The organism is Vibrio sp. RE86, assembly GCF_013114545.1.
In the GTDB taxonomy this organism is placed as follows: domain Bacteria; phylum Pseudomonadota; class Gammaproteobacteria; order Enterobacterales; family Vibrionaceae; genus Vibrio.
On record NZ_VTXI01000013.1, the window covers coordinates 71,099 to 84,898 of the forward strand.

Below are 13,800 nucleotides of genomic sequence, written 5' to 3' on the forward strand. Positions count from 1 at the left end.
TCTAACTATTTAGACACTGAGTCGTTAGATAATCAGAATCATTATTTACATTGAGAGGTATCAATATGGTAGCAGTCGAACTCTTTGTCGTTCTGCTCTTTATCTATTTAGGAGCAAGAATTGGCGGCATTGGTATTGGTCTAGCCGGTGGTGCAGGCGTTATCGCACTATCCCTGTTTTTGGGTGTACCCACTAGCCAAGCGTTCATCCCTATCGACGTTATTCTAATCATCATGTCAGTCATTACCGCAATTGCAGCAATGCAAGTCGCCGGTGGCCTTGACTGGATGGTACAAGTGGCGGAGAACTTTTTACGTAAGCACCCAGAGCGCATCACCTTTTACGCACCGATTGTGACTTTCCTAATGACATTGATGGCAGGTACAGGTCACACCGCATTTTCTACTCTTCCTGTTATTGCAGAAGTCGCAAAAGGCCAAGGCGTGCGTCCTTCTCGCCCGCTTTCGATTGCGGTTGTTGCATCTCAAATTGCCATTACAGCTTCACCAATTTCAGCGGCGGTTGTCGCGTTTGCAGCAATGCTGGCACCAATGGGCGTTGATTACCTAACACTGCTGGCTGTGTGCATTCCAACCACTTTTGTAGCTTGTATGATCGGCGCATTCGTTGCCAACTTTATGGGCAGTGAGCTAAAAGACGATCCTGTTTACCAAGAACGTCTTGAGAAAGGCCTAATCAAGCTATCAACAGAAGAGAAACGTGAAATTTTGCCAACAGCGAAAAAAGCGACTTACATCTTCCTTGCTGCGATTGGTTTTGTGGTGTGTTACGCAGCGGCCATTTCTAACTCGATTGGCCTAATCGAAAACCCAGCACTGGGCCGTAACGAAGCGATCATGACGGTCATGCTTGCTGCCGCAGCTGCTATCGTAATGAGCTGTAAAATCGACGCTGGCAAGATCCCAGGCGCAGCAACATTCCGCTCTGGTATGACAGCGTGTGTGTGTGTACTAGGTGTAGCATGGCTTGGTTCAACGTTTGTAAACGCACACGTAGATGGCATCAAAGAAGTGGCCGGTGCACTGCTAGCAGATTACCCATGGATGCTGGCTATGGTACTGTTTTTTGCTTCAATGCTGCTTTACTCACAAGGTGCAACGACAGTTGCGCTAATGCCAGCAGCACTGGCTATCGGCGTAGCACCACTCACTGCTGTTGCTTCATTTGCGGCAGTAAGCGCCCTGTTTGTACTACCAACGTACCCAACACTGCTTGCAGCCGTTGAGATGGACGACACTGGCTCGACACGTATCGGTAAATACGTGTTTAACCACCCGTTCTTTATTCCGGGCGTCGCAACTATTGCATCGGCTGTTGCTCTTGGTTTCGCGTTTGGTGGTTTATTCATCTAGTTTAAATACATCATATAAGGGAGCTTCGGCTCCCTTTTTTATTTTCTTAAACGTAAAAAACCCCAGATCACACTTTATTTTTGACTTTAATCAATAAACCTTCCAAAAGTTAATCTTGAATTTTATTTCCATCATTTGAATAAAATTCCCTCCCTATTAAGAACAAGACAAAGAGTCTCATAAAGTAAGGCTTAGATTTAAAATGGCGAGAATATTAATCCACACTTTTTAAACAAATACCCTTATAAAAAACACCCCAAAATTTCCGGCCAAATATCACCACAATAATTTGTGAAGATCGACAAAGTTAGCTTTATCGCCTCGCATTAGAATGTCTGTAAAGGTTAAACACCTAATAAGAATTCCAAATACTAATAACTTCCCTACAGAGTTATTTTTCTAATAACAATGAGTCGCTGATTCACTTTTATTTATTGGTATATGAATAAAAGTAAGGAGATAGCCATGACAACCCAAACTGTACCGACTGAAGAGAAAAAAGGCGGCTTCTTTGCCAACTTTAAATTCCCATCTGCTTACACCATCCTTTTTGTACTGATCGCTCTCGTAGCCATGCTGACGTGGATTGTTCCTGCTGGCCAATATGACCGTGCAATGAACGAAGACCTCGGGCGTGAAGTTCCTGTAACAGGCACCTATCAAGCCGTAGAGGGCAACCCTCAAGGTGTGATTGATGTTCTACTAGCACCTATCGATGGTTTCTACGACCACAACAGTTACGAAGCAGCCGCGATTGACGTATCCCTATTCATTCTTGTGATTGGCGGTTTCTTAGGGCTTGTAACGAAAACCGGCGCGATTGATGCGGGGATAGAACGAGTCACGCATCGCTTACAAGGCCGAGAAGAGATGATGATCCCTATCTTAATGGCACTCTTTGCCGCAGGGGGCACCGTCTACGGCATGGCTGAAGAATCGCTACCTTTCTACACTCTACTAGTACCTGTCATGATGGCAGCGCGATTTGACCCATTGGTTGCTGCAGCTACGGTATTGCTTGGTGCTGGTATCGGCGTTCTTGGCTCAACCATCAACCCATTCGCAACCGTGATTGCCGCTAACGCTTCAGGCATTCCATTTACCGATGGCATTATGCTGCGTGTTTTAATGCTGGTGATTGGCTACGGCATCTGTGTCGCTTACGTGATGCGTTACGCTCGCATGGTTCGTGCGGATCAAAGCAAATCAATTGTTTACGATAAATATCAAGAGAACAAAGCGCACTTCCTAGGTAATCAATCGGAAGAGGGCCTTGAGTTCACGACAACACGTAAAATCATTCTGACCATCTTTGGTGGCTCTTTCGGTGTGATGATTTACGGCGTATCCGTTGCTGGTTGGTGGATGGCAGAGATCTCTGCAATGTTCCTCGCAGCAACAATCCTTGTTGGCCTAGTGGCACGCATGAGCGAAGAGGACTTTACCAACAGCTTTATCGACGGCGCTCGTGACCTACTTGGCGTTGCTCTTATCATCGGTATTGCTCGCGGCATCGTAGTGGTTATGGACCGCGGTATGATCACCGATACTATCTTGTTCTCGGCAGAACAGATGGTGACGGGTCTATCGTCAGTGGTCTTCATTAACGTGATGTTCTTCTTGGAGATTCTATTGTCGTTCCTTGTTCCTTCAACGTCAGGTCTAGCAGTATTAACCATGCCTATCATGGCACCGCTTGCTGACTTTGCTGGTGTAGGTCGTGAACTTGTTATCACTGCTTACCAGTCTGCTTCAGGTCTAGTGAACTTAATTACGCCGACATCAGCGGTGGTAATGGGTGGTTTGGCTATCGCTCGTGTGCCATACGTTCGCTGGGTTAAATGGGTTGCACCACTCCTCGCGATTCTGACCCTGTTCTGCATCGTATGTCTAAGTGTTGCAGCTCTAATCTAATCTGGTCATTTCTTTTCCTTACCCAGGCTCACAGGAAGTGAGCCCTCTCCCAAAGCCGCCTCAGTGCGGCTTTTCTTGTGTTTGGAGAGCTGGAGAGATTCTTAAGTGTTGGCACTTAAGTTGAACCCTTTTATTTCAATAATTTATTCTGTCATCCTCAAGAGCGAGGAACGAACGAATTGGGGATCTCGTAAAGCTAGTCGCACTATTTTAGAGATTCCCTATTCTCTCCTTCGTCGCTCTATGGAATGACCAATTCAATTAACACCATTCAATAAATCTATATTTTCCGACATTTAATAATAAGAAAAACTATCGTAGTTAATTAACTTTATTAATCTAACTTACTTTAGTGCTTGGTATGTTTTAAATAGCCAATGTGATCAGAACAACATTTATCACCAAATATTTTGTTATCAAAGAATTAATTCGCAACTCAAAATCAATTATCTAAGAATTTAGAGTGCATATTTCCACTCTATTCATTGTTTTATCACTGCAATAAAATTGAATATTTTTCCCATTAACCATACCCAGCCTTACACAGTGAATAAACCGATGCATAAACTTCCCTACTTAATGGCTAATTAGGGCATTTACATCCAAGCAACAACTGAATAGATATTGTTAAAAGCCTTGTAAATCAAGGCTTCGAGCATAAAAAACGAACTGTGATTGACCTCTAAGATCCCCCCGCCAACAAGAGTAATATGAATTCCAGAAACAAAATAAGTGAATAAATAAATTCACCAACCTATTCCCTACAAATTAAATATTAGTTTTAAACATTAAAACTAAATAGAAATATAAGAGAGATACGATCATGAGTAAGTTATACGTAGGTTCTGAAATCGGTCAATTACGTCGCGTTCTTGTTCACCGTCCAAGACGCGCTCTCACTCACTTAACACCTTCTAACTGCCATGACTTGCTGTTTGATGATGTGCTTGCGGTAGAACGTGCAGGTAAAGAGCACGATGTGTTCACACAAACACTGCGTGACCAAGGCGTTGAGGTTTTACTACTGACTGACCTTCTTGCTGACACACTTGCCGTTCCAGAAGCAAAAGACTGGCTACTGAACCGTCAAGTATCTGATTACCGTTTGGGTAAGACATTCGCTAACGATGTGCGCTGCTACCTAGGCGACTTACCAAACCTTGAACTAGCAAAAATCCTAACAGGTGGTCTGTCTTACGCTGAGATGCCAATGAAGTCTTCTTCAATGATGCAAGGTCTTCATGCTCCAACTGATTTCATTATCGAACCACTACCGAACCACCTATTCACTCGTGATACGTCATGCTGGGTATACGGCGGTGTGTCTATCAACCCAATGGCAAAACCAGCTCGTCAACGTGAAACCAACCATGTTCGCGCGATTTACCGCTGGCACCCTACCTTCGCTGGCCAAGACTTTATCAAGTACTTCGGTGACGAAGAGACCATCAACTACGACAACTCAACGATCGAAGGTGGTGACGTACTTGTTATTGGTCGTGGCACTGTACTTATCGGTATGTCTGAGCGCACAACTGCACAAGGTGTTGAACACTTAGCGTCAGGTCTATTCAAACACGGTCAGGCGAAACAAGTGATTGCAATGGAGCTGCCAAAACACCGCTCTTGCATGCACTTAGACACCGTAATGACACACATGAACGAAGACACCTTCTCTGTTTACCCAGAAGTGGTTCGTAAAGATGTTAAATGCTGGAGCTTAACAGGTGATGCATCTGGTGCTGTTAATGTGAAAGAAGAAGGCTACTTCGTAACAGCGATTGAGAAAGCGCTTGGTGTTGGTCAGCTAAATCTAATCACAACAGGTGGTGACAACTTCCACGCAGAACGTGAGCAATGGAACGACGCAAACAACGTTCTTACTGTGAAACCAGGTGTGGTTGTCGGTTACGAAGGCAATACCTACACCAACGAGAAATATGACAAAGCAGGCATCACAGTTCTACCAATCCCAGGTGATGAACTTGGCCGTGGCCGTGGCGGTGCTCGCTGCATGAGCTGCCCAATCGAACGTGATGGTATCTAAGCCTACTCAACCAATGACTCGGCGGGAGACTTATCCTCCCGCCCCTGCAGAGAGATTAAAACAATGAAAAAACAAACTGTTGTTGTCGCACTCGGTGGTAATGCTCTTCTTCGTCGTGGTGAACCATTAGAAGCTGAAGTCCAACGCCACAATATTGAACTTGCTGTTAAAGCCATTTCTGAAATTGCACAAGAGTACAACGTCGTACTTGTGCATGGTAACGGCCCTCAAGTGGGTTTACTGGCTCTACAAGGCCTAGAGTACAAGAAAGTTGCTCCTTATCCGCTTGATGTATTGGGCAGTGAAACTCAGGGCATGATCGGCTACATGCTGATGCAAGAGTTCAAAAACCAAATGCCTCACGTCAACGCAACCTGCATGTTGACGCAAATGACGGTTGATCCAAAAGACCCTGCATTTGCTGACCCAACGAAGCCAATCGGGCCAATCTATGAAGAAGCAGAAGCTCGTGAATTGGCTGAGAAGTACCACTGGACAATTAAACCTGACGGTCAACACTTCCGCCGCGTTGTTCCAAGCCCTCAGCCAACAGGCATCATCGAACATGAAGCGATTACCAAACTCATCGATGAAGGTCACTTGGTGATCTGTACTGGTGGTGGCGGTATTCCAGTTAAACGTGAAAACGGCAAATTGGTCGGTGTTGAAGCCGTTATCGACAAAGACATGTCGGCAGCATTCCTAGCTAAACAGCTAGATGCAGATGCGCTACTGATTCTGACTGATGCTGACGCGGTATATCTCGATTGGGGCAAACCTACTCAACATGCTCTGCGCAGCACTAACCCAACTGAGCTTGCTAAATACCAGTTCGACGCAGGCTCTATGGGGCCAAAAATTGAAGCATCGTGCGAATTCATCAAGCAAGGTGGCAAAGTGGTTGGCATCGGCTCGCTAGAAGATGGTCTACGCATCCTAGAAGGCACCGCTGGCACAAATATCGTCAAAGCTTAACGACTTCATTACTCAAGACAAAATTATCTGCGCTTTCTTACCTCTTTCCCTGCAACCGAGAAAGCGCAATCAAAACATAAGAAGGAAAACATCATGGCTTTTAACCTACGTAACCGTAACTTCCTAAAACTATTAGACTTTACTCCACGTGAAATCCAGCACTTCTTGGACCTATCGGCGGAACTGAAAAAAGCGAAATACAACGGCTATGAGCAACCTCGCCTAAAAGGCAAAAACATTGCGTTAATCTTCGAAAAAACATCAACTCGTACTCGCTGTGCGTTTGAAGTCGCGGCCTTTGACCAAGGCGCGCAAGTTTCTTACTTAGGCCCATCTGGCTCTCAGATCGGCCACAAAGAATCAATGAAAGATACGGCTCGCGTTCTTGGTCGCATGTACGACGGCATTGAGTACCGTGGTTTTGGTCAAGAGATCGTTGAAGAGCTAGGTGCCTACGCTGGTGTACCAGTATGGAACGGCCTGACTGATGAGTTCCACCCAACTCAAATTCTTGCTGACTTCCTAACCATGATGGAACACGGCCGTGGCAAACAACTGCACGAAATGAAGTTTGCTTACCTTGGTGATGCTCGCAACAACATGGGTAACTCGCTAATGGTTGGCGCAGCGAAGATGGGCATGGACATCCGCCTAGTGGCTCCAAAAGCGTTCTGGCCAGAAGAAGAGCTAGTCGCAACTTGTCGCGAAATCGCTGAAGAGACTGGTGCGAAAATTACCCTAACTGAAGACGTTCAGGAAGGCGTTCAAGGTTGTGATTACCTATACACTGACGTGTGGGTATCTATGGGCGAAGCGAAAGAAGCATGGGCTGAGCGTATCAACCTAATGATGCCTTACCAGGTCAACATGGAAATGCTAAAAGCGACAGGCAACCCACATGTGAAATTCATGCACTGTCTACCTGCATTCCACGGTGAAGACACGACAGTAGGTAAGCAGTTAGCAGCGGAATACCCTCAACTAAAAGACGGTGTGGAAGTAACAGATGAAGTGGTTGAGTCTAAACACTCTATCGTCTTCGATGAAGCGGAAAACCGTATGCACACAATCAAAGCGGTAATGGTTGCGACTCTAGGCGACTAATCTGCAGGGAAATGCGGGTGGCATGATGACTCTTCTCGATTACGTCTGAATAAAGCCCGCATTTTTTTTCATGGAAGATTAGCAAACTTGATGACAAAAACGCCCACAAGCAAGATCGGCCAAAGGCTGGTTAAAAGTTTCGAAAAGATGCGAAACACGCATAAAAATCCAATTTTTGGATACTTCATTCGAACGCTTGCGTGGCGTTTTTTTGTGCGTATAATCCTCCGCAATTTGTCTTCGGAGAGAACAATGAAACCGTTTACTACTGCTCATTGCTGTATTAAAAAGTGCCCTCAACTGGGATCGCTGTCTGTTTCGTTTTCTCTATTGATTTTGTTTTGAAGCCTCCTTTTTTAGGGGGCTTTTTTTTGTCTGAAATTCACGTTTAATTCGAGACGAGGAAGCACTGCAATGGCGCATTCATTATACAAAAAGCACATCATTTCAATTCCAGAGCTCAGCCGAAAAGAGCTAGAACTTATTGTTGATACCGCAGCAAGGTTGAAAGCAGAACCTAATCCAGAACTATTGAAAAACAAGGTAGTAGCGAGCTGCTTCTTTGAACCTTCGACTCGTACTCGCCTCTCTTTTGAAACAGCGGTGGAGCGATTAGGTGGCAGCGTGATCGGCTTCGACAATGGGGGCAATACGTCACTGGCGAAAAAAGGTGAAACGCTCGCAGACTCCGTCCAAGTAATTGCTTCGTACGTTGATGCATTTGTTATGCGTCACCCACAAGAAGGGGCTGCTCGTTTAGCGTCGGAATTCTCAAACGGAGTACCTATCGTCAACGGTGGTGACGGTGCTAACCAACACCCAACACAGACACTACTCGACCTGTTCTCCATTTATGAAACGCAGGGAACGCTCGATAATCTCAACGTCGCATTTGTTGGCGACCTAAAATACGGCCGCACTGTTCATTCTCTGACTCAAGCCTTAGCGAAATTCGACAACGTGCGCTTCTTCTTTATCGCACCAGACGCGTTAGCAATGCCTGACTACATTTGTGAAGAGCTCGAAGAGGCAGGCATTAAATTTAGCACGCACAGCAACATCGAAGAAGTGGTCCCAGAGCTTGATGTGCTGTACATGACTCGTGTGCAGAAAGAACGTTTTGATGAGTCCGAATACGCACATATGAAGTCTGCCTTCATCTTAACGGCTGCGACGTTAACCGAAGCGCGTGACAACCTAAAAGTGCTTCATCCACTTCCTCGTGTTGATGAAATCACCGTAGATGTAGATAAAACCAAGCACGCTTACTACTTCGAGCAAGCGGAAAATGGTGTCTATGCACGTGAAGCCTTGTTGGCGCTAGTTCTTAACGAAACCCTTTAATTGCAGGAGAGATATCATGGCGAAAGAAACTCAACTTCAGGTAGAAGCGATCCGTAATGGCAGCGTGATTGACCATATTCCTGCAAACATCGGCATTAAAGTGCTGAAACTGTTCAAGATGCATAAAACCAATGAACGCATCACGATTGGCCTTAACTTGCCATCGTCGGCATTGGGTGCGAAAGATCTCATCAAGATTGAGAACATTTACCTGACCAAGGAGCAAGCGAATCAACTGGCGCTCTACGCTCCTAAAGCTACCGTTAACCAAATTGAAGAGTACAAGGTGGTCAACAAACTCAATCTTGCGCTACCTGATAGTATCGTTAGCGTGTTTGAGTGCCCGAACAGCAACTGTATTTCTCATGGCGAACCTGTAGAAAGCAAATTTAAAGTGCAAGAAAAACACGAAAGTGTTCAGCTCAAATGCCACTATTGTGAAAAAGTATTCTCTCGCGAGATTATGACCGAAGCGCGCTAGGCTCATCTTAGTTGAGCCTGCACTCCCTTCTATAAAATCATGCGGATATTTATTCCCTTGCTTGGATAAATATCCGCAAAACCACAGAATTCACCTCTAATTACAGCCAGTTAAGCAGTTGTTTATTTGGCGATCCTATTCACAAAGCCGCATATCCTTTAGTGGTAGACTAGATGACAAAATAAAGTCATCAAAGAATGACCGCTCACAACATAACGCACTGATATGGAATTGGTGCTGTCTGTGCATGGACGATTGATCATTACGTCATGTTTTAAGGAGTTCGCATGAGTGAAACTCTAAATCCAAATAACGTCGATTACAGCGAAGATAAAACGCTGACAGCCGCTTGCAAGCGACTATTACAACAACAAAGCTTCACTACGCAAAACGAGTTACGCGAAGCTCTAGTCAATATAGGCTTTAGAGGCATTAGCCAGTCCACGGTCTCGAGACTGCTTTCTCAGTTAGGCGTGGTCAAAGTCCAAAATGCCTGTGGCAAAAAGGTCTACTGCATTACTGTAGAAACGGCACCAGTGCGGGTTGAGTCCTCTATCTCTTCTCAAATTGAGTTTATTACTCACAACCAAGCCATGGTGGTGGTAAAAACTCACCCTGGTAGTGCTCAGCTTGTTGCCCGCTTAGTCGATATTGATCCACACACCGAAATACTTGGTACAGTGGGTGGCAATGATACGGTATTAGTGATCCCAAAAGATACGGATCATATTGATGCTTGCGAACGTGTGGTTCGAGCGCGACTCGGCGTAGCTTAATGCGCTTTACGTGACCACTCTACGATTCTTTCTCCTCCCGAAGATGAGTGGTCACTCCCTTTCTCAACAAGCAAATGGGAATATTTCGCTTAGCGTGAAACTTATTCGCCCTATCCTCTGTCTGATTGAGTTAAAATGATGAAAACTTAACTCAAGTGGCTCTTCTATGCGCTTTGCTTTATCTCTTTTACTGTTGTGTATTTCGGTTGTTTCCGCTCCGGCATTGGCACTGTTTGGTCAATCCAATTCAGCACCAAGCTTCGGAAATAACAGCAATACGTTTGTTCCGGTAGACCAAGCCTTCCCTTTCAATGCCTTTCAACAAGGTGATCAAGTCTTAATAGATTGGCAGGTCAAAGAAGATTACTACTTGTACCAACATCGTATTTCGATCAGTGGTGAGAACGTCACGATTGGTACCGTAGAAATGCGTGATGGTGAGCCATACAAAGATGAGTTTTTTGGTGATGTAAACATCTACACCACCCCGTTGTTTGTTGAAGTCCCTCTTGCCGACTATCAAGACGGCGCGCGTCTTATTGTTCAATATCAGGGCTGTGCAAAAGCCGGGTTTTGCTACCCACCAGAGACACGTGTAGTTGACTTAACAAGTTTCACCTCAACAAGCAATACAACGCAGACGACTGCAGAACCAACGCCAAACTACACCGAGCCTAAACCAGCAACGCCAGCAGCACCGGTGTCGAGTGAATCAAATTTAGCTTCAAAGCTGAGTGACAACTGGTGGACGCCATTACTGTTTCTCGCACTCGGTGTAGGTCTTGCCTTCACACCATGTGTACTGCCGATGTACCCAATTTTAACCAGCATCGTACTCGGCAGCGGTAAGCTGAGTCATCGCCGAGCATTAGGGCTATCCTTCGTTTACGTGCAAGGTATGGCACTGACATACACCTTGTTAGGCCTTGTCGTCGCATCAGCAGGTATGCAATTTCAAGCGGCGATGCAGCATCCATACGTATTGATTGGATTAAGCCTTCTATTTGTCGCGCTTGCGTTGTCCATGTTTGGCTTGTACACCATTCAACTTCCAAGCGCTGCGCAAACTTGGTTAAACAACCTCAGTAATAAACAGCAAGGTGGCAGTTCATGGGGCGTGTTTGCCATGGGCGCGATTTCTGGCCTCGTTTGTTCGCCTTGTACAACAGCGCCGCTGTCTGGTGCGCTATTGTATGTGGCTCAAAGTGGTGATCTCCTCACTGGCGGTATCGCTCTGTATGCGTTAGCGATGGGCATGGGTATCCCATTGATGTTAGTTGCGGTATTTGGCAATAAGTTACTGCCAAAAGCGGGCAACTGGATGGATCGTGTGAAGACGTTGTTTGGTTTTGTTTTACTTGCCGCACCAATATTTCTACTTGAGCGCATCATTCCTGAATTGTGGGCAACCGTGCTTTGGTCGGGCTTAGGTATCTTAGCGTTCGGTTGGCTTTATCACGTAAAGAACTCACTGCCCTTTGGTGGTTGGAAGCAAAGTGTTGTTGGCATCGTTGCCGTGCTGGGTCTATTTGCATCAGCGCAGCCAGCCCTCAACTACTACTTTGGCGGCAACACCAGTGAACAGCCACAACATCAAATTGCTTTCACACGCATTGCGAACATTGAAGAGTTAAATCAGCAGTTGGCACAAGCAAAGCTCGCTGGTAAGCCCGTGATGCTAGACTTTTACGCCGATTGGTGCGTCGCTTGTAAAGAGTTTGAAAAGTACACCTTCCACCAGCCAGCGGTCGAAGCCAAGTTAAAAGACTTCGTATTGCTTCAGGCGGATGTAACACGCAACCAACCTCAAGACATTCTACTGCTAAAAGAGATGAGCGTTTTAGGCCTTCCTACCATTGAGTTTTGGGATGCACAGGGAGAGCCAATTTCAAACGCTCGTATCACTGGCTTTATGAACGAAGAGACCTTCCTAAGGCATTTGGACACCCATAGTCTTTAAGCTCTTCAGCGACTACTGGTATTGCCGCATTTAGAGAACAAACGGTAATACCAGCCAAAGTGAGCCAGTGCCTATAATCTGCGTAGGAAAAATTGCTTAGAACTAGGCATGGTTTGCTGCGAGCTAGCGGGTCTAACTTCAAAAGCCATAACGACGTTATAAGCAATTTTAACCAGCAGAAATCGGCATTGGTTTGCTTTGGTTGGTATCTATATGCAATTTTGCTAATAAAAGCCGATAGAGTTCAGACTTTTAGCGTATAAATATTGTCCACAACAGCAAAGATGACAATAATCCTATTAACTAAACCTTCATAAGTAGTTAACGTCATGGATTCGACCTACACCATTATCATTGCCGATGATCACCCGCTATTTCGTAATGCACTGTTTCAGTCCGTGCATATGGCCGTGAGTGGTGCCAACTTACTGGAAGCTGATTCACTTGAAGCCTTGCTGAATCTACTCAAGAAAGAAGATGAACCAGACCTTCTCTTGCTCGATCTTAAAATGCCAGGTGCCAACGGTATGTCTGGTTTGATTCAGTTACGTGCAGAGTATCCAGATTTGCCGATCGTCGTCGTGTCAGCCAGTGAAGAACCGGCAGTGGTAACACAAGTCAAAAGTCATGGCGCGTTTGGTTTTATTCCGAAATCAAGTGACATGAGAGAGCTCGTTAGCGCGCTCAACCAAGTACTCAATGGCGAACCTTTCTTTCCTGAAGGTTCCATTACAAATAACGCAGCTTGCAACGATCTTGCTGAGAAAATTGCCACTTTGACACCGCAGCAATACAAAGTACTTGGAATGTTATCTGATGGGCTGCTAAACAAGCAGATTGCCTATGAATTAAATGTATCGGAAGCTACGATCAAAGCCCATATGACGGCGATCTTTAGAAAATTAGGTGTAAAAAACCGAACTCAAGCAGTGATTCTACTTCAACAGTTAGAATCAGAGGTTTAACTTACCTTCATCTGACATTGACACTCTCAGAAATCTGCTAAACTTAGGGCATCAGGCGACAATCTGATTTACCCCTCTGTTCACTAACTCTGGGAGTACTTCTCTTGTTAAGCATCATCATTACCCAATTCGTTGTTCTCTGGGCTGTCATCGATCCCGTTGGCTCAGTTCCTGTCTATCTATCTCAAACTCAGCATCTCTCTGCCAAGCAGCGACGTTTAGTTGCCCTTAAGGCCGTTGCCATTGCAACTGGCGTGTTATTGTTCTTCTTAATAGCTGGACAGTTACTGCTCGAAGCAATGCAGATTCCTCTTCCTGCGTTTCAAGCCGCAGGTGGATTGGTTCTACTGCTCTTTTCATTAACGATGATTTTTGGTGAGTCTAAACCTGAGCAGGAAACCAAGCTCTCAGAGGAAGTAAGCCGCTCAGATCTCGCTGATTTAGCAGTGTATCCGCTCGCGATTCCTTCTATTGCTTCTCCCGGAGCGATGATGGCGATCGTCATGCTCACGGACAACCATCGTTTCTCTCTTGTCGATCAGGGGATCACCGCTGGCGTTATGGTCGGAGTACTTTTAATTACTCTCGTGCTGCTGCTAGGCGCTACCCACATTCAAAAATGGATCGGAAACGTCGGGGCTGCGATCATTAGTCGCGTGATGGGACTCATTTTAGCCGCGGTTGCGGTTAATAACTTGCTGATGGGGATCAAAGATTTCTATGCTGGCTAATACAAATTTATAAAACGAACAATAAAACGTTAGACTTTAGGCTAATTTAACACAACGTTAACATCACAAAAATCAATAGCTCCTTACTAAGTGCCCGTTATATGGGCACTTTTCGTTTTTATCGCCCCGA

General features: G+C 45.4%; 11 protein-coding genes. All 11 read left to right on the forward strand.

Going from position 1 to position 13,800, the window contains the following annotated elements; all coding sequences use genetic code 11:
• Positions 1-65 precede the first annotated feature (65 nt).
• Positions 66-1,373 carry an anaerobic C4-dicarboxylate transporter gene (locus tag F0231_RS13495; protein ID WP_171760233.1) on the forward strand — a complete coding sequence of 436 codons (1,308 nt, stop codon included), beginning with the start codon at positions 66-68 and terminating at the stop codon, positions 1,371-1,373.
• Between the two features lie 465 nt (positions 1,374-1,838).
• On the forward strand, positions 1,839-3,287 hold the full coding sequence (locus tag F0231_RS13500; protein ID WP_171760234.1) for a YfcC family protein: 1,449 nt from the start codon (positions 1,839-1,841) through the stop codon (positions 3,285-3,287).
• A gap of 823 nt (positions 3,288-4,110) precedes the next feature.
• The gene (arcA, locus tag F0231_RS13505; RefSeq protein ID WP_171760235.1) at positions 4,111-5,334 is read left to right on the forward strand and encodes an arginine deiminase; all 1,224 of its coding nucleotides are present in this window, start codon (positions 4,111-4,113) and stop codon (positions 5,332-5,334) included.
• 63 nt (positions 5,335-5,397) lie between these two features.
• Positions 5,398-6,309: a carbamate kinase gene (gene arcC, locus F0231_RS13510; protein ID WP_171760236.1), complete on the forward strand. Its 912-nt coding sequence runs from the start codon at positions 5,398-5,400 to the stop codon at positions 6,307-6,309.
• 93 nt (positions 6,310-6,402) lie between these two features.
• Entirely contained in the window at positions 6,403-7,413 is a 1,011-nt protein-coding gene (locus F0231_RS13515; protein WP_008078865.1) for an ornithine carbamoyltransferase, read from the forward strand.
• A 414-nt stretch (positions 7,414-7,827) separates the two neighbouring features.
• Entirely contained in the window at positions 7,828-8,757 is a 930-nt protein-coding gene (gene pyrB, locus F0231_RS13520; protein WP_171760237.1) for an aspartate carbamoyltransferase, read from the forward strand.
• 16 nt (positions 8,758-8,773) lie between these two features.
• Positions 8,774-9,238, forward strand: coding sequence for an aspartate carbamoyltransferase regulatory subunit (gene pyrI, locus F0231_RS13525; RefSeq protein WP_171760238.1), 465 nt, complete (start codon positions 8,774-8,776; stop codon positions 9,236-9,238).
• Between the two features lie 287 nt (positions 9,239-9,525).
• Positions 9,526-10,014, forward strand: a complete 489-nt coding sequence (locus F0231_RS13530; RefSeq protein WP_171760239.1) for an arginine repressor — start codon at positions 9,526-9,528, stop codon at positions 10,012-10,014.
• 166 nt (positions 10,015-10,180) lie between these two features.
• Positions 10,181-11,974 carry a protein-disulfide reductase DsbD gene (locus F0231_RS13535; protein WP_171760240.1) on the forward strand — a complete coding sequence of 598 codons (1,794 nt, stop codon included), beginning with the start codon at positions 10,181-10,183 and terminating at the stop codon, positions 11,972-11,974.
• 329 nt (positions 11,975-12,303) lie between these two features.
• Entirely contained in the window at positions 12,304-12,939 is a 636-nt protein-coding gene (locus F0231_RS13540) for a response regulator transcription factor (RefSeq protein WP_171760241.1), read from the forward strand.
• A gap of 104 nt (positions 12,940-13,043) precedes the next feature.
• Positions 13,044-13,670: a MarC family protein gene (locus F0231_RS13545; protein WP_171760242.1), complete on the forward strand. Its 627-nt coding sequence runs from the start codon at positions 13,044-13,046 to the stop codon at positions 13,668-13,670.
• The last annotated feature ends 130 nt before the right edge of the window (positions 13,671-13,800 follow it).